Annotated in this window: 13 protein-coding genes and 1 pseudogene; 5 read left to right on the top strand and 9 right to left on the bottom strand. The window is 62.3% G+C overall.

All coding sequences use genetic code 11. From position 1 onward, the window contains the following. Window positions 1-9: 9 nt before the first annotated feature. On the bottom strand, window positions 10-1,146 hold the full coding sequence (locus LDP01_RS15330) for an LOG family protein (protein WP_224093863.1): 1,137 nt from the start codon (window positions 1,144-1,146) through the stop codon (window positions 10-12). 74 nt (window positions 1,147-1,220) lie between these two features. Here LDP01_RS15330 and LDP01_RS15325 point away from each other — a divergent pair, with 74 nt between their 5' ends. Both LDP01_RS15325 and LDP01_RS15320 read left to right on the top strand, forming a co-directional pair. Beyond that, window positions 1,221-2,024 (top strand): gamma-glutamyl-gamma-aminobutyrate hydrolase family protein, encoded by an 804-nt coding sequence (locus LDP01_RS15325; protein ID WP_224093770.1) that lies wholly within the window; start codon window positions 1,221-1,223, stop codon window positions 2,022-2,024. A 127-nt stretch (window positions 2,025-2,151) separates the two neighbouring features. Continuing rightward, the gene (locus LDP01_RS15320) at window positions 2,152-5,052 is read left to right on the top strand and encodes a chitobiase/beta-hexosaminidase C-terminal domain-containing protein (RefSeq protein WP_527249084.1); all 2,901 of its coding nucleotides are present in this window, start codon (window positions 2,152-2,154) and stop codon (window positions 5,050-5,052) included. Between the two features lie 292 nt (window positions 5,053-5,344). Here LDP01_RS15320 and LDP01_RS15315 read toward each other — a convergent pair whose 3' ends face one another. The 3 genes and pseudogenes from LDP01_RS15315 to LDP01_RS15305 all read right to left on the bottom strand — a co-directional run bounded on the left by LDP01_RS15315 (window position 5,345) and on the right by LDP01_RS15305 (window position 8,656). Next, window positions 5,345-6,370, bottom strand: a complete 1,026-nt coding sequence (locus LDP01_RS15315) for a Gfo/Idh/MocA family oxidoreductase (RefSeq protein WP_224093766.1) — start codon at window positions 6,368-6,370, stop codon at window positions 5,345-5,347. Window positions 6,371-6,451: 81 nt separating this feature from the next. Beyond that, entirely contained in the window at window positions 6,452-7,471 is a 1,020-nt protein-coding gene (locus LDP01_RS15310) for a sugar phosphate isomerase/epimerase family protein (RefSeq protein WP_224093765.1), read from the bottom strand. Next, window positions 7,468-8,656: pseudogene (locus LDP01_RS15305) on the bottom strand (Gfo/Idh/MocA family protein). The gene LDP01_RS15310 and the pseudogene LDP01_RS15305 overlap by 4 nt, the downstream one beginning before the upstream one ends. A gap of 159 nt (window positions 8,657-8,815) precedes the next feature. Between LDP01_RS15305 and LDP01_RS15300 the strand changes: the two are divergent. Continuing rightward, complete coding sequence (locus LDP01_RS15300) at window positions 8,816-9,817, top strand: LacI family DNA-binding transcriptional regulator (protein WP_396133473.1); 1,002 nt, start codon at window positions 8,816-8,818, stop codon at window positions 9,815-9,817. 64 nt (window positions 9,818-9,881) lie between these two features. Here LDP01_RS15300 and LDP01_RS15295 read toward each other — a convergent pair whose 3' ends face one another. The 3 genes from LDP01_RS15295 to LDP01_RS15285 all read right to left on the bottom strand — a co-directional run bounded on the left by LDP01_RS15295 (window position 9,882) and on the right by LDP01_RS15285 (window position 12,940). Continuing rightward, window positions 9,882-10,808 carry an ATP-binding cassette domain-containing protein gene (locus tag LDP01_RS15295; protein WP_224093764.1) on the bottom strand — a complete coding sequence of 309 codons (927 nt, stop codon included), beginning with the start codon at window positions 10,806-10,808 and terminating at the stop codon, window positions 9,882-9,884. A gap of 12 nt (window positions 10,809-10,820) precedes the next feature. Further along, window positions 10,821-11,660 (bottom strand): ABC transporter permease, encoded by an 840-nt coding sequence (locus tag LDP01_RS15290; RefSeq protein WP_527249083.1) that lies wholly within the window; start codon window positions 11,658-11,660, stop codon window positions 10,821-10,823. Between the two features lie 284 nt (window positions 11,661-11,944). Next, complete coding sequence (locus LDP01_RS15285) at window positions 11,945-12,940, bottom strand: substrate-binding domain-containing protein (RefSeq protein ID WP_224093762.1); 996 nt, start codon at window positions 12,938-12,940, stop codon at window positions 11,945-11,947. Window positions 12,941-13,248: 308 nt separating this feature from the next. On the opposite strand from LDP01_RS15285, the gene LDP01_RS15280 reads away from it, so the two are divergent. Together LDP01_RS15280 and iolB are read left to right on the top strand one after the other, a co-directional pair. After that, window positions 13,249-13,989, top strand: a complete 741-nt coding sequence (locus LDP01_RS15280) for a GntR family transcriptional regulator (RefSeq protein ID WP_224093760.1) — start codon at window positions 13,249-13,251, stop codon at window positions 13,987-13,989. A gap of 17 nt (window positions 13,990-14,006) precedes the next feature. Beyond that, complete coding sequence (iolB, locus tag LDP01_RS15275) at window positions 14,007-14,900, top strand: 5-deoxy-glucuronate isomerase (protein ID WP_224093758.1); 894 nt, start codon at window positions 14,007-14,009, stop codon at window positions 14,898-14,900. A gap of 61 nt (window positions 14,901-14,961) precedes the next feature. Here iolB and LDP01_RS15270 read toward each other — a convergent pair whose 3' ends face one another. Then, window positions 14,962-15,834, bottom strand: coding sequence for a sugar phosphate isomerase/epimerase family protein (locus LDP01_RS15270; protein WP_224093757.1), 873 nt, complete (start codon window positions 15,832-15,834; stop codon window positions 14,962-14,964). Window positions 15,835-15,844: 10 nt separating this feature from the next. Beyond that, complete coding sequence (locus LDP01_RS15265; RefSeq protein ID WP_224093755.1) at window positions 15,845-16,858, bottom strand: Gfo/Idh/MocA family protein; 1,014 nt, start codon at window positions 16,856-16,858, stop codon at window positions 15,845-15,847. Window positions 16,859-16,897 lie beyond the last annotated feature (39 nt).

The following is a 16,897-nucleotide window of genomic DNA, read 5'->3' as shown; positions in this document are numbered from 1 at the left end:
AAGGATTTTCTAGCCCGCGGCCACGACCGCGAGCGCGTCCTCCACCGTGTCCACCAGGAAGATTCTGTTCGCCATGGGCCGCCCGGCCGCGAGGCTTCGCAGCATTGGCCAGGCCGGGTAGGTCCGTTCCCAATGATCGCGGCCCACCAGGACCATGGGAGTGATGGTTTCGGGGGCACCGTAATAGTTTTCGCATGCGTCCTGGAAGATCTCCTGCACGGTTCCGGCGGAACCGGGCAGGAACACGATTCCGCCGTTGCAAAGCTCCAGGAGGATCGCTTCGCGGATCGCGTTGGCGAAGTACTTGGCGATGTGGGTGGCGAAAAGGTTGGGTGGCTCGTGGCCGTAGAACCAGGTGGGTATGCCCAGCGTCGCTGTGCCTTCCGGGTAACGTTCGACGACGGCGGCTGCTTGCCGCGCCCAAGCCGTCACCGAGGGCCTGAACCCCGGTATGGAAGCGAGCGTGTGCAGCGCTGTGGTGGAATCGGCGTCGGGCAGTCCGCTGAGGTAGGCGCCCATGTTGGCTGCTTCCATGGCGCCAGGGCCACCGCCGGTAGCTACTGTGAAGCCCGCTTGCGCGAGCAAGCGCCCCAGCCGCGCGGCGTCGGCGAATTCCTTGGTTCCGCGTTGCGCTGCGTGTCCGCCCATGACGCCCACGAGTTTGGTGCCTGCCAGGTCCCCGTCTTGCAGCAGCTCGTCCAGGGCGTCGCCGATCGCGTGGTCGTGCAGGGCCGCGGCGAGCGTTGCGTCAAGGCTTGCCCGCTTTCCCGGAAGGATGCTCCACTGGTAAATCCTCGCATCCAGGGTGGCTTCATACTCTGCAGTGGAGATGTCCTCGTAAAGTTCCCTGGCCGTGTAGAGGGTGCCTCGATATGGGTTGAAGGGCACGCCGCGCATCTTGGGAAAGATGAGCGCGCCGCGGCTTCGAAGGCTCTCCTCGATGCCGTCGTCGAAAGTGCATCCGAGGAAGATCGCGCCCTGCGGGTCCAGCATTTTCAATTCCCGCGAGCGTCCGCGAAGGTCCAGCGACTGCGCGTGCCAGCCGTGCATGGATCCCGCCCCGGACGTAACCAGTTTGTCGAAATGAACGATGCTTTCGACGTCGAGCGTCCGTGGACTTGGGTTCAAGGCACCGGAGGGATTCATGGCATCAGCGTAGTAGTGCTCAACGGCTTGAGTCCCGTTTACGCGCAGGGCGATGTTCCGTTGCATGATGAAGCATGAAGACTTCAGATGAGGGCGGCGCTGGCGCCCGGCCGCGTATCGGAGTTCCGATTCGCCTTAGCAGCTCGGACAATCCCGACGCCCGCGTGGGCGAAGCCAACCAACTCTTCACATTTATTGTGGATTTGCTCCGTGAAGCGGGTGCGCAGCCGGTGTTGCTGACCCCCGTGTCGGCCGACAGTGCCGGGCGTCTGGCTTCTGTCATGAAAACGCTCGACGGCGTGCTGCTGCCCGGTGGCGGGGACCTGGAACCGCGTCTTTATGGCCAGGACCCGGAGGATTCGGTGTATGACGTCAACCCGGAACAGGACCACCTGGATATTGACGTCGCCCGGGCCACGATCGACGCCGGCCTTCCGCTGCTGGGGATCTGCCGCGGCCACCAGCTGTTGAACGTGCTTTACGGCGGGACGTTGATCCAGGACATGGCACCGTCTGCCGTGAACCACAACGGCTTGGATCCGGACGACCCCAGTGCCGGTGAGTGGGCATGGCATGACGTTGTGCTTGAACCAGGATCGAAGACCGCCGCGCTCTATGGCGCTCCGGAGGGGACTTCCATCAAGATTGCTTCGGGGCATCACCAGGCGGTGGCCAGGGTGGGCGAAGGGCTGGTGGTTACAGCGATCGCCGACGACGGCACCGTGGAAGCGCTTGAAGATCCTTCCCGTTGGGTTGCCTCGGTGCAATGGCATCCGGAGGCGTCCCAGCTTCCCGATAACAAGCGGCTGGCACCTTTTAAGGCGTTCGTGGAAGTGTGCCGGAACCCTACCCAGGCCCGGCCTGGAGGAGTACAGTAGCGCTCACTGCATCGCTTTCAGCTCTGCTGAAAGCTCGGCCAGCGCATAACTCCATTCGCATGACGTCCCGTGGGCGTCGTAAGTTTGCCGGCTGGGGGGCCCAACATCTGCTCAAAGGAGCATGGTTGTGGACCGTCCAAAATACATCCGTCGTCCGAATCGGCAACCCCGTCTCTTCAGCTTCCTGGGCTTGATGCTTGCTCCGGCTTTGGCCTTCGCGGGACTCGTCGCATTTTCCATCGCCCCTGCGTCGGCGGCCGTTCCGCCGTGCGCAGGAACCGGCGGGGCCATGCAGATCGTGGCTCACACGGACGATGACCTGCTTTTCCTCAGTCCGGACTTCATGAGGGACATCCAGGCCAAACGCTGCGTCCAAACGGTATTCACCACGGCGGGCGAGGCTGGCGAGGGTGCCGTGTATTGGAAGAGCCTGGAAGCTGGAATCAGGGCCAGCTACTCCAAGATGGCAGGAGTGTCTGATTCGTGGACCACCTCGGATGCAGGGGTTCCCAACCGTCCGCTGACCATGCAAACCCTCAATGGTGCACCCAATATCTCGGTGGTGTTCATGCGCCTTCCCGATGGTTTCCCGAACGGTGACGGCAGTGCGGCGTACAACGACCAAAGCATCCTCAAACTCTGGGACGGACGGCTTTCCTCCATCAGGCCCGTGGACAACGCAGCCACTTTTACCAAGTCACAGTTCCAGACCGCACTGAACCGACTGGTGGCCAACTTCCAACCGACCACGTTCCGCACACAGGACTGGACCGGCAACTTCAACAGCCCCTACGATCACAGCGACCATTGGGCTACCGCCAAATTCGCCCAACTGGCTACGCGCAGCTACACCGGCCCCCATACCTCCCTGGCCTACGACGCCTACGTGATTGACGAGTACCCCCAGAACGTGACCGGTGCCGAACTCACCGCGAAAGTGGACACCTTCGTGCGGTTCGCGGATTTCGACATGTACATCTGCAGCAGTCCCGGCGAAGGATGCCCCGATTCCCCCTACGATGAGTGGCTGAAACGGCAATACATCACAGCCATTGAGTGGGTGGGCAACGCTGCGAAATCGGCAGGGACCACCGTCACGGCGTCATCCCAGAAAGCAACAGCCCAGAGCCCGGAGAAAGCCCGGGACGGGTATGCGTGGGGCACCCCCATGGACGCAACGCGTGAATGGGTGACAGCCGCTGAAAAGGCGGGCAGCTGGATTCAATACAACTTCTCCCCCACAAGGACCATCAACTCGGTGACCTTGTTCGACCGGCCGCTCCTCTCCGACCAAGTGACCGGAGGAAACCTGTTGTTCTCGGATGGAAGCACTGTGGCAGTCCCGGCGCTTCCCAACAACGGTTCCGGGCTCACCATCAACTTCCCGTCCAAGACCGTGAGCTCGGTGCGTTTGAACATCACCTCAGTAAGCTCCACCACCACCAACGCCGGTTTGGCCGAGTTCGAGGCCTATCTCGGAACGGACAACGTCGCCCCCGTGGTCACGGCAACACCTCCGGGTGGAACATACGCGGTGGGCCAGTCCATCACCCTCACAGCCAATGAGACGGCGACGATCTACTACACCACCGACGGCAGCAACCCCACCACGGCGAGCAGCAAGTACGCCAGTCCCATCCCGCTGAACGGCCCGATGACCCTGAAGTACTTCGCCGTTGACGGCGCGAATAATTCGTCTGCCGTGGCCACCCAGACGTATTCGACAGGCCCTGATATCACCAAGCCTGTGGTGACAGCCAGCCCTGTGGGCGGTGCCTACGCAGCGGGTACCACCATCACCTTGGCCGCCAACGAACCGGCGGAAATCCGCTACACCACGGACGGCACCGATCCCCTCACCGCCGGCCTGCTGTATACCGCGCCGATAACGTTCAATGGGCCGGACCCCATGACCCTGAAGTACTTTGCCAAAGATACGGCCGGAAATACGTCCGACATCGCAACGCAGACCTACACGATCCCGCCGGACACGACAGCTCCGGTGGTGACGGCCAATCCCACCTCGCGGGCCTTGGCCAGCGGCGCCACGATCACGCTGACAGCCAACGAGCCTGGGGCGGCCATCTACTACACCACCGACGGCAGCACCCCAACGGCGACGGAGTCTGCTTCCAACATCAAGTACTCCAGCCAGATCGTGATGGGCAGCTCCACCCTGACGTTGAAATACATAGGCGTGGACGCGGCAGGCAACACGTCCTCCGTTGGTACCCAGACGTACACCGTTCCCATAGCCGGACCGCCGTCGGCCCATGACTTCAACGGCGACGGCCGCGCTGACGTCCTTGCGGCTGACACCGCCGGCAACCTGTACCTGTACCCGGGCAACGGCGCGGGCGGGCTCTCCCCCAGGCAACTCGCCTTGCCTGCGCCGGCCTGGTCAACCAACACGGACACCATCACCCCTGGCGACTTCAACAGCGACGGAAAACCGGACGTCCTGGCACGATCCGGGGACGTGCTGTGGTTCTACCCCGGTGACGGTGCCGGCAGTTTTGGCGCACGGAAGCAAGTCAGCACCGGTTGGAGCACCATGACGCAGCTCTTCTCGCCAGGCGATTTCAGCGGTGACGGAATACCCGATTTCATGGGACGCCGCAGCAATGGCGACCTCCGCTTGTATGAAGGAAATGGTGCCGGAGGACAGCGGACTCCCTACACAGTCGGCTGGGGTTGGGGCGTCATGAACGCCATCTTCAGCACCGGCGATTTCAACAGTGATGGCAAGGCAGATGTACTGGCGCGGCGCACCGATACAGGCGCATTATGGCTATATCCGGGCAATGGTTCCGGGGGCTGGCTGCAATGGACGCAGATCGGGACGGGCTGGGGAACCCGCACTGCGCTGGCCGGACCACGGGACCTTGACGGCGACGGTAAGAACGACGTCGTAGGCCGCATCGGAGACACTTTGTGGCTCTATCCCGGATCGGGAAGCGGAACGCTCAGCAACGTTCCGCCCGTCAGCCTCGGCTCGGGCTGGCAGGCAATGAAGGTCATCGCCTGATCAGCCCCCATAGACCTGGCGCGGGTCGGAGTTTTCCCCCAGACTCATCCGGCCCGCGTCAGCTACGGCCGATCCTCTCGCACATCGGACCCCCTTTCGGCCGATCCTCGCTCACATCGGCCCCCTTTTCGGCCGATCCTCTCGCAGCTCCCGCGCGCGGTAGGACCCGACGTCGGCACCAGGGCCAAGTGCCGGCGTCGTGGCTTTCCTGAAGCAAGGGAGAGAGGAAAGCCGGCAATCCCCAAGGATGTGAGAGAACGTTGGGAAAAAGGCCGCAGAATGTGAGAGAAGATCAGGGGGCGACGCGGACCGGGACGCCGGTTTCGAGGGATTCCTGGGCCGCGTCAGCAACCTTGGAAGCAGCGACGGCGTCCTCGGGCGTGCACGGATTCTTGCGCTCTCCCAGGACCAATTCCACGAACGCAGCCATCTCGGAACGGTACGCCTGGTCGAAGCGCTCAGCAAAGGTCTGATGGGACTTGCCGGAGGGGAACGCAACGCCTGGCTCAGCCGAACGGACAGCCATCTGGTCATCCATGCCAGCCGCCATCGAGCCATCCGAGCCTTGGAGTTCCAGCCGCACATCATGCCCGGCCCCGTTGTAACGGCTGGCCGAAACCGTACCTACCGTGCCGTCGTCGAACGTTACTACCGCCAGGGCGGTATCGACGTCGCCCACCTCACCGATTGCGGGGTCGCCGTTGTTGGAACCTTTGGCATAGACCTCCACAATTTCCTTGCCTGTGAGCCAGCGGAGGATATCGAAATCGTGCACGGAACAGTCCCGGAACAGGCCGCCTGAGGTTGCCAGGAACTGAACGGGCGGCGGGGTCATGTCGCAGGTGAGGGCGCGGACGGAGTGGATCCAGCCCAACTCCCCGGCTTCGTACGCGCGCTTGGCTTCCAGGTAGCCGGCATCGAATCGGCGTTGGTGGCCGATCTGCACGGTTCCATCCTTGTCGCGGATGTACTCAAGGACTGGCAAGGACTCCGCCACATTCACGGCCACGGGCTTCTCACAGAACACCGGGATTCCAGCATCGACGCCCGCGCGGATGAGGTCCGGGTGTGTCGCCGTTCCGGTTGCGATGACCAGCCCGTCCACCCCTGAAGAGATCAGCTCCGCCACTGAAGCCACGAATTCCGCTCCAAAGTCAGCGGCCACAAAACGGGCGTGCTCCTCCGCCACGTCGGTCAGCTTGAGTTGGACCTGGACACCTTCCGGGTTCAGGACTTGGTTGAGCGAGGTGATGTTCCTGGCATGCATTACACCGATCCGGCCAACACCCACCAGGCCAAGGGTCACTTGCTTGATCATTATCTGTCTCCGTCAGTGCAGCAGAAGTTGAGTCTTAAGAGGGATTCTTGAGGCGACACTAAACCTTGTCAGTTTGTCCTGTCAAATGGCACTAGCGGCAGAGGCGTTCAGTGCCGCGTCGGCTTCCTTAAGGACCTTTGCCGCAACTTCAAGTCCTTCGATGCGGCCAAGGGAAACGTCCTCGTGTTCGATGTTGACCAGCATGTTGGGGTCAACCTCGTAAAGGACACGGAGGAACCCGGTCCAAAACGCTGTGTCGTGCCCGCGGCCCAAGGCAACAAAGTCCCAGGCGGAGTTCTTGGGCCATTCGTTGGCCCACTCGTCGCCGCCCAGGTTGGTGCGGGGCTCATCCGGTGAGAGCCGGCGGAAGCTGTTGTCCAGCACGCCGTAGAGCGCGGCGTTCTCCGTGTTGACGCGGACATCCTTCGCCGCGGCCTGCAACACGAGAGGCCCGAGTTCTCGGACCACGGCCACCGGGTCCATCTGCTGCCAGAACAGGTGGGAAGCGTCCAGTTCAACGCCCACGTGGGTGGCGCCGGTGAGCTCGATCAGCTTGTAGACATCGGCGGTGTTGAAGACGATGTTCTGCGGGTGCAGTTCCAGCGCCACCTTGACGTCGTGATCGGCAGCGAGGCGGTCGGTTTCCTTCCAGAACTCCGCAGCAAGACTCCACTGGTAGTCGAGCACATCCAGGGCCGCAGAGTTCCAGGCGTTGACCACCCAGTTGACGGTGGTGGCTCCTGGTTCTCCGCCTGGCAGGCCGGACATGGTCACCACGCGGTTTTGGCCGAGGCGGTGGGCCAAACGAATGGAGCGGCGGATGTCTTCCGCATGCCTTTCGCCGATCTCACGCCTGGGGTGCAGCGGGTTGCCGTTGCAGTTCAGTCCCGCAATGGAAACGCCGGTGCTCTCGAAGATCGCCAGGTAGTCGTCGCGCGCAGCGTCGCTTTCCAGGATCTGGTCAAAAGTGGGGACGTGCACGGAAGGCAGGAACCCGCCGGTGTTGATCTCGATGCCCGTGAGGCCCAGATCGGCAATGACCTTCAGTGCTTCCGGGAGCGGACGGTCGTGCAGGATCGCGTTGTAGACGCCGAGCTTCATAGCGTGATCTTCTTTCCGTTGTTAAGGGCGGATTCGGTGACGGCTCCGAGCAGTTCCATGTTGCGGACACCTTCGTCAAAGGTGGCGCAGCGGGGCAGGGATGATTCTTCGTTGAGGCCTGCGACCTCTTCGAGGAATGCCCGCGCCTGGTAGCCGAATGCGTCGTTCTGGCCGAAGCCAACTTCCGGGGCGTCCATGGCGAGGCCGCCGGCGATGTAGGGGTGGCCGGGGCCGAGGATCACCTGGCGGTAGCCGTTCTCGTTTCCGGAGCCATCGTTGAGGAACAGCTGGATTTCGGACGGCCGGCGCTGGTCGAACTTGGCGGCGCCGTTCTCGCAGAAGACCTCGAACTGGAGGCCGTTGGCGTGACCGGCTGCGACGCGGGAAACTTCGAAGCTTCCAGCACCATTCGCGAACTCTGCATTGAAGGCCGCGTAGTCGTCGTTCTCGACGGCCTCGAACGTGTCGCTGACGGCAACGTGGTCGTGGCCCATGACGGCCGCGAGAGGCAGGGGCCGCTTGTCGATCGCCGTGGCGAGCCGGCCACCGCTGATGGACTTGATGTCGCCACACAGGAATTCGGAGACATACGTCAGGTGACTTCCGACGTCGGCAAGCGCACCGGAGCCGGGGGCCGCCCTTGTAGCGCCAGCTCATGGGAGCCGAAGGGCTGAAGCCGTAGTCGGTCCAGTACCGCCCACTGAAGTGCAGGACATTGCCCAGGACGCCGCTGCGGATCAGGTCACGGATGTAAGCGATGCCCGGGGTCCGGCGGAACGTGAAGCCGATACGGGCCAGCGTTCCACGGGTTTCAGCAGCGCGGGCAGCGTCAGCCATGGCGCGGGCGTCTTCCAACGTGTCACTGAGGGGCTTTTCGCAGAGAACGTGTTTGCCGGCAGCAAGCAGGCCTTCCACCACTTCGCGGTGCAGCGAGTTGGCGATGACCACGCTGACGACGTCGATGTCGTCGGCTTCTGCGATGGCCTGCCAGGACGTGTCGTTGCGTTCGTACCCGAAACGGCGGGCAGCGAGGGAACCGAATTCGGCGTTGACGTCACCGATCGAGACCAGGCGTACCGGGGGCAGCACGGGGCTGTAGAGGGCAGATGCCGTGCGGTATGCAGCAGCGTGCGCTTTGCCCGCCATGCCTGCACCGATGACGGCGACGCCGAGGCTTTCAGCCATTGATTTCTCCTTTGAAATTTCGCCGCCGCGCGGGGCGCAGGACGGCATTTTGTAGCGCTACAATTTTTGCACCGGGTTTGAGCGTAGCTATGTCTTTATGTCCTGTCAATCCTTAACCGACTATCCTCAAGGACAGACAAGAAAGGCACACCGATTCCGTTGAACAGCGCACATACCCGACGCCCCACCCTCTACGACGTCGCCACCCAGGCCGGAGTCTCGCCGTCGCTGGTTTCCTTGTTCCTCAAGGACCCGGGGAAGATCAGTGAAAAGCGTCGGGACGCCGTCCAAAAGGCCATCCACGATCTTGGCTACCGGCCCAGCCGCGCTGCCACAACCCTCGCCAGCAACCGCACCAAGAGCATTGGCCTGGTGATCGACGATTACCGGAATCTCTGGTTTGTAGACCTCCTCCGTGGGATGGAATCGGTTCTTTCAGACCTCGGCTACCAGGTCATGCTCGCGGACTCGCGGCCAGGAGAGAACCGCATCAAGGAAGCGACGGACGGCCTGCTGGCCATGCACGTGGATGCCCTGGTCCTTGCGGCCGAACCCAGCGAGTCCATGCTCACCAAAACGTGGGTCCCCACCGTGGTTGCCGGATGGCGGAAGGGCATCCCGACAGGTGCGGACCTGATAACCAACGACGACGACCGCGGGGGCTCCATGGCAGCGGACCACCTACTGGGGTTGGGCCACAGCCGCATCGGCCACCTTTCAGGGTCCGACGGCGCGTCAGCACACCGGCGCGCCGGTTACCAACGCGCCCTGGAGGCTGCCGGCGTCGAAGTCGTCATCGGCGAGTCTGCAGGAACCTCGGAAGAAGACGGATACGGCTCCGCCTGTTGGCTTCTGGACCACCACCCGGACACCACAGCGATCTTCGCCGCCAACGACACCATGGCGCTCGGCGCTTTCGCCGCCATCAAGGCCCGCAGACTTTCAGTCCCCAACGACATTTCGGTGATCGGTTACGACAACTCCCCGTTGGCCAAGTCGCGCTTCCTGGACCTCACGTCCATCGATAACCGAAGCGACCTTGTGGGCGTGGACGCAGCGCGAAGGCTGCTGGCCCGTATCGAAGATCCAACGCTGGAGCCGGAGCGGAAGCTCATTGAGCCGACGCTTGTACTCCGCGGCACGACGTCGGCGGTTCACTAAGGGAACCGGACACGACTCCGCCCGGAGCCATCAGGCACTCCGGGCAGAAGTCCGCCGAACAAGCCTAGTGCCGCTTCGTGGCACCCTCCGGGGCAGCATCAGCCACACCCGCCACTTCGGCCTTGACCTCTTCAAGCGCATCGGAATGCCCGCCGAGCTGCTCCAACTCATGGGCCAACTCCGCCAGCTCTGCACCGCCGGCCATCTGGGCCGTCAGCTCATCCAAGGTGATGTCCTTCTTGTCGTAATAGCCGATCGACTTGCCGCGCTTGAGCAGCAGGAAGCGGTCCCCCACAGGGAAGGCGTGGTGCGGGTTGTGGGTAATAAAGATGACGCCGAGGCCGCGGTCGCGGGCCTGCAGGATGTACCGAAGCACCACGCCGGACTGCTTCACGCCAAGGGCGGCTGTGGGCTCATCCAGGATCAGCACCTTCGCGCCGAAGTACACGGCCCGGGCGATGGCGACACACTGGCGCTCGCCGCCCGAGAGCTGGCCGATGGGCTGGTCAACGTCGCGGAGGTCGATGCCCATCTCGGCCAGCTCCTTCAGCGTGATGTCCTTCATCTTCTGGACATCCATGCTCTTGAACGGACCGAATCCGCTGATCAGTTCCGAGCCAAGGAAGAAGTTCCGCCAAATGGGCATCAATGGAACCACGGCCAGGTCCTGATACACGGTGGCGATACCGGCGTCGAGGGCGTCCCTTGGTGAATTGAACTTCCGGTCATCGCCCATCACCTGCAAGGTGCCTTCGTCGTGCTGGTGCAGGCCCGCGATGATCTTGATCAGCGTTGACTTTCCGGCGCCATTGTCTCCCAGGACGCAGGTGACCCGGCCGTTGTCCACCGCCATGGTTACATCGCGCAGGGCGATGATGTTGCCGTAGTGCTTGCCTACTCCCTCGAGCGAAAGCAGGTGCACGGGTGTGTGCGTCAACGGGTCCTTCTCGTTTTTCAGCAATGTCTGCTGGTCGATCTGTTGTGCGTTCATTGTTCCGGCCCCTTACTTGAGCTCTGCCCGGCGCTTGACGATCAGGTTCACGATGGTGGCCAGCAGGAGCATCAAGCCCAGGAAGAACTTGAACCAGTCTGGATTCCATTGTGCGTACACGATGCCCTTGTTGGCCATGCCAAAGATGAACGCACCGATAGCGCCACCTACGGCCGAGCCGTAGCCGCCTGTCAGGAGGCACCCACCGATGACGGCAGCAATGATGTAGAGGAACTCGTTGCCAACACCTTCACCGGACTGCACGGCATCGAAAGCAAAGAGGTTGTGCATGCCCAGGATCCAGCCGCAGAAACCAACAGCCATAAAGAGGCCGATCTTGGTCTTGGTCACCGGGACACCAACTGCGCGGGCAGCATTGGCGTCGCCGCCCACGGCGAAGATCCAGTTGCCTACGCGGGTGCGCAACAGGATCCACGATGCCACTGCCACCAGGATGATCCAGAAGAACACCGTGATCTTGACTTCCACTCCACCGATGCTGATGGAGGAGGCGAAGACCGCCCGTGCCGATTCGAACCCGTCCAGCTTGGAGATCGACGGCGAGGAGACGCTGCCGCCGATAAGGCGGGTGAGTGCCAGATTGAGGCCCGTCAGCATGAGGAAGGTCGCCAGGGTAACGATGAAGCTCGGAAGTTTGGTCTTGACGAGAATCCAGCCGTTGATGAATCCAATGCCCAGCGAGACAACCAGTGCCAACGTGACACCAACCCATGCATTCAGTGAAAAGTTCCAGCTGAAGAGCGAGGCGGTGAGGGCGGAGGAGATCACGGCCACACCTGTGGAAAGGTCGAACTCACCGCCGATCATCAACAGGGAAACCCCTACTGCCATGATGCCAATGGTCGATGAACCGTAGAGCACGGTGGCCAGCGCGTTCGGTTGCGTGAACGTCTGGGAAACGGAGGCGAAGAAAATGAAAAGAACTACGGCTCCGACCAGTGCACCGACCTCGGGTCTCGCCAGGAACTTTTGGATCGGACTACGGCGTCCGACCCGTTCGTCGCCAGGGGCCCTTGGCCCCCGCCGGCGGCAGAGTTGTTGTATTTGCCATAGGAATGACTCCTTGTTGGTCAGGCTGCGCGACGGTTCCCCGCCGCGCAGCCGGATGCCTGGATCTAGCGGACGCCCTGCTGGGCGAACTTGAGGACATCTGAAGCGTTGGTCTTGTCCACGATGGTTGGCCCGGTCAGGACAGGCTGGCCGCCGCCGATCTTGAAGCCGCCGCGCTTTGACTGCCACAGGGCATCGACAGACATGTAGCCCTGAAGCCATGGCTGCTGGTCAACGGTGAAGATCACTTGGCCGTCAACGATCTTCTGGGCGAGATCGGCATTGAGGTCGAAGCTGGCCACCTTGGCCGAACTGCCTGCGTCAGTGACGGACTTGAGCAGCGTGAGGGTGATGGGGGCGCCAAGACCGATGATCACATCGGCATCTTTGGACGCCTGGAGTTTCGCTGTAGCCGTCGACTGGACCGCGGTCATGTCCTTGCCATCGACGTAGAGGATTTCCGTTGCCGGCACCTTTGCCTTCACGCCGGCGCAGCGCGCTTCCAGACCGACGTGGCCCTGCTGCTGGATGACGCAAACGGGGTGCTTGTAGCCTTCTGCAGCGAGGCGGGTGCCCACCGCTTCGCCTGCAAGCTGCTCGTTCGATCCGAAGTGGGTGAAAGCGCCCAGCTGGCTGGAAACGGATTCACCGGCGTTCAGGCTCACAACCGGGATGCCCGCAGCGGTGGCCTTTTTCAGGACATCCTTCAAGGCGTCCGGGGTTGCCAGCGTGACAGCAATGCCGTCCACCTTCTGGTCGATGGCCTGCTGAACAAGCTGCGCCTGGCGTCCGGCTTCGGGATCGCTTGTGTACAGGAGTTCTACGTTGTCCTTGCTCGATGCTTCTTCTGCGCCCTTGCGGACAATATCCCAGAACGTGTCCCCGGCCGCCGCATGCGTAATAAGGGCTACTTTGATGCGCGCCGTGCTGGCCACCTGCCCGGCGGCTGCACCTCCCCCGGAATCTGCCGGTTTTCCGCCCTGGCTCGAACAGGCGCTCAGGGCCACCAATGGAACCACTGCTGCGACGACCGCCGCTTTGCGCCACGAGAATTTTGCCACCGTTATCTCCTTTGATGTCAGCTTCGGGCGTCCGGGGACTCGTGCCCGGATCGCCTGCTACCTCGATCATGGTGACTCGTCTCACACTTTGTCAATACTTTGTCCTGACATTAGGATGTTTTAACGTAAGCTCCTCGAGTAGATGACACCACGCAGGGCCTGAAGCCACTTCCTTGACCAGAACAGCCCGGCTGCTATTATCAGAAAAAGGCAGTATGTCCTATCAAGAGAACATGAGCGGACATACTCATCCATCCGGCCGGGATACTGCTTTTCCCGGCCGGGCTTCCGCAGGCTAGGAGAAACCAGTGGCGAACCAACTCAGCCTCAGCATCGACCGTTCGTCCCCGGTGCCGCTCTACCACCAAGTGGTCCAGGGAATCGAAGCCGCCATCCACAGCGGCGTCCTGGAGCCGGGCAGCCGGTTGGACAACGAGATCGACCTTGCTGCACAGCTCAATCTGTCCCGCCCCACCATGCGAAAGGCCATGGACGAACTGGTCCGCTCGGGCCTCCTGGTCCGTAAGCGCGGCGTGGGAACGCAGGTTGTTTCAAGCCAGGTCCGGCGGCCACTGGAGCTCTCCAGCCTTTTTGATGACCTCAGTAACAACGGCAAGAAGCCCACCACGGACGTGCTTAGCTTCTCCCACGTGGAGGCCGACGCCGCAACGCTCACCGCGCTTCAGCTGCCTCCCGGGTCAAAGGTCTACCACTTCACCCGCCTCCGCAAAGTTGGCGGCAAGCCCCTGGCGCTCATGGAGAACTGGGTCCGTGATGACATCACCAGCATGGATGAAGCCCAGCTCTCCAGCGAGGGACTCTATTCCATCCTTCGCCGCGGTGGCGTGAATTTCCGATTGGCTTCCCAGCGCATCGGCGCCATGATCGCCAATGACTACCAGGCCCCACTCCTCGAAGCCGAGGTCGGATCAGCCTTGGTCACCATGGAGCGCACTGCCGTGGACGACACGGGACGCATGGTTGAAACGGGCCACCACGTCTACCGCGCCGATTCCTACAGCTTTGAAATGACACTCGTACAGCGCTAACGCAAGGACACAAACTTATGGCCAACTGGGTCTACCCGCTGGGAACAGCCACTGACGGCAAATGGGACATCTCGCTCGGCGCTTCCGATTCCACTCTCGCGATCGACGGCTGGGCCCATACGGGACTGAAGGTGGCGACGCTCGCGGCGGGTGCCGCCGTCGAGCTTCCTTCCGCTGGAGAAGAGCGCATTGTGGTTCCGTTGAGCGGTTCGTTCACCGTAACGGTCGACGACGGCGAGTACAGCCTCGCGGGCCGGCAGTCGGTTTTCCACGGGCCAAGTGACGTCCTGTACATAGGTATCAATAGGGCAGTCACCATCAGTTCACACGACGGCGGCCGGGTTGCGGTTGCGACGGCACCGGCCAAGGCTGACTACCCTACTCGCCTGATCACGGCGGCCGAGACCCCCGTGGAGCTGCGGGGCGCCGGCAACTGCTCCCGGCAGGTCCACAACTTCGGCACACCGGCAGCGCTGGAAGCTGATCGCTTTATTGTTTGCGAGGTCATCACACCTGCCGGCAACTGGTCTTCCTACCCTCCGCATAAGCACGATGACGAGAAGGAAGGCGAGACCAGCCTGGAGGAGATCTACTACTTCGAAACGCGGGTGGCCCCGGACTCCCCAGCCCCCGCGGATTCAGACGCAATCGGCTACGCCCGGGTCTACGCCTCTGACGACCGGCCCATCGACGTCTCCGCGGAAGTCCGGACCGGTGATGTTGTCCTGGTTCCCTACGGCTGGCATGGGCCGGCGATGGCAGCTCCGGGCTACGACCTCTACTACCTCAACGTCATGGCCGGCCCCGGACGGGTCCGTGACTGGCTCATCAGCGACGACCCGCACCACGGCTGGATCCGCCAGACCTGGGAAGGCCAGGACGTGGACGCCAGGCTCCCTTTTACGGCCTGACGCATGGATAACAGAATGCCCCTGTGACTCTTGGTCACAGGGGCATTCTTGGTGTTGAGCACTATTTGGCTTGGGCGATGTAGTCGTTCATCGTCTTGAGCTGGTACCTGGAAACGTCCTCGGCGTTCTCGTCTTCCGCGAAGACGCTGGAGACCATCACGGTGTTCTCCTTGTCCAGGAATCCGATCTCCTTCAAGCCACCGAAGAACTCGTCCCAGTTCACGTCCCCGTCACCGATCTTGAGGTGTTGGTGGACGCGGACAGCGTTGCCCGGCGGGTTGGTGATGTACCTGAGGCCGTGGGAGGCGTGGTGGTTCATCGTGTCGGATACATGCACCAAGCGGAGTTTGTCGCCCGCCGCCCGCATGATCTCCAACGGCTTGTTGCCCATGTGGAACGTGTGGGAGGCAACGTAGACCATGCCAATGTTCGGGGAGTTCACGCCCCGGATCACGCGCAGCGCGGCCAGTCCGTCTTCCACGAAGTCATCCGGATGGGGATCAATGAGCACGTCCATGTCTTCGCGCTCGATGATCGGCAGGAGTTCCTCCATGGAGCGGTAGAAGGCGCGTTCAGACTCCTCGGCCTTCTCCGGACGGCCGCTGAACTCCGTGTTCATGGTCTGGACGCCGAGGTCCACGGCGATCTGGATGGCCCGCTTCCAGTACCGGACCGCAGCTTCCCGGGCGTCCTCATCGGGTCCGGACCACCGCAGGACGGGCAGGACGGAGGCGATTTCGACGCCAGTGTCCTTGCACGCTGCCTTCAACTTGCCCACGAGCTCGTCATCAGCCTTCGGGTGGTTGAAGAACGGGATGAGGTCCGCATGCGGCGTCATCTGCAGGTACTTGTAGCCGAGATCCGCGGCGACGCGCGGGAACTCCAGAAGGCTGTGCGTGTGATGGAACGGTGTGGGATCAAGGGCAATCTTCATGTCCGTGTCCCTACTTGTAGAGATCCGGCTTGGTGTTCAACTGGACCTTGACCTTTTCGCCCGACTTCTGCGCTTCGACGCCGGCCTCGCAGCAAGCGGCCGTGGCGTAGCCGTCCCAAGCGGTGGGGCCGCCGATTTCGCCGCGGAGGGCGGCGTCCACCCAAGCCTGCACCTCGACGTCGTACGCTGCTCCAAAGCGCTCTTCGAAGCCCGGGGTGACGCTGCCGCCCCACTTGCCAGAGGTCTGGATGTACGGGCCGCTGTCCCCGCCGATGCTCACGATGCCGTCCTCGAAGGACGCCTGAGTGGCAACCTGGTAGCCGAACTTTGCGTTGACGTAGATCTCGACGTCGGCCAACACTCCCGATTCAGTTTCAAGCAACACATGCTGGGGGTCGTGCTGGCCATTCGGGGCGTTGCGCGTCGGCTTGCCCAGACGGACCTGCACCGACGTGATTTCCTCGCCGGTGAAGTAGCGGATGGCATCGAACTCATGGACCACGGAGTCGTTGATCAGCATCTCATTGGTGAAGCCCTCCGGCGTGGTGGGGTTGCGGTGCTGGTGGTGCAACATCAACAGCTCCCCCAATTCGCTGTTGCGGATGATCGAACCCAGCGCCGAATACTCGGCATCAAAGCGGCGCATGAAACCCACCTGGATGCGCTTGTGGCCCAACGCCAGTTCAGCCTGGACAACCTTCCACGCGCTTTCTGCATCCGGTGTCAGCGGCTTCTCGCAGAGAATTGGGAAGTCCTTCTCCAAGGCCTTGTACAGGATTTCCTCATGCAGGAAGCCCGGCGTGGCGATCAGGACGGCGTTGACGTCACCATTGTTCAGCGCCTCATCGGCACTGGACAGTGCCACGGCGCCGTCGATTCCTTCAACGGCAGCCTGCGCGCGGGCAAGGTCAACATCGACGACGGCGGCTACTTCAGCGCCGTGGATGCGGGTGTTCAGGCGCTTGATGTGGTCGGCACCCATACGGCCTGCGCCGATGACCGCAACGCGGAGAATCTTTGTCACTTTTCTATCCTTCGTGAGGTTCGTTCTTGTTACAGGGCC

Origin of the sequence: Arthrobacter sp. StoSoilB13, assembly GCF_019977255.1 — a bacterium.
In the GTDB taxonomy this organism is placed as follows: Bacteria; Actinomycetota; Actinomycetes; order Actinomycetales; family Micrococcaceae; genus Arthrobacter.
Note: the sequence above shows the minus strand (reverse complement) of the source record. Positions and strands in the feature narration are given on the sequence as shown.

Coding starts and splice junctions, on each gene's coding strand:
- LDP01_RS15330 (WP_224093863.1), bottom strand. CDS start 1,146: ATGAATCCCTCCGGTGCCTTGAACCCAAGTCCACGGACGCTCGACGTC.
- LDP01_RS15325 (WP_224093770.1), top strand. CDS start 1,221: ATGAAGACTTCAGATGAGGGCGGCGCTGGCGCCCGGCCGCGTATCGGA.
- LDP01_RS15315 (WP_224093766.1), bottom strand. CDS start 6,370: ATGATCAAGCAAGTGACCCTTGGCCTGGTGGGTGTTGGCCGGATCGGT.
- LDP01_RS15310 (WP_224093765.1), bottom strand. CDS start 7,471: ATGAAGCTCGGCGTCTACAACGCGATCCTGCACGACCGTCCGCTCCCG.
- LDP01_RS15295 (WP_224093764.1), bottom strand. CDS start 10,808: ATGAACGCACAACAGATCGACCAGCAGACATTGCTGAAAAACGAGAAG.
- LDP01_RS15290 (WP_527249083.1), bottom strand. CDS start 11,660: ATGGCAGTAGGGGTTTCCCTGTTGATGATCGGCGGTGAGTTCGACCTT.
- iolB (WP_224093758.1), top strand. CDS start 14,007: ATGGCCAACTGGGTCTACCCGCTGGGAACAGCCACTGACGGCAAATGG.
- LDP01_RS15270 (WP_224093757.1), bottom strand. CDS start 15,834: ATGAAGATTGCCCTTGATCCCACACCGTTCCATCACACGCACAGCCTT.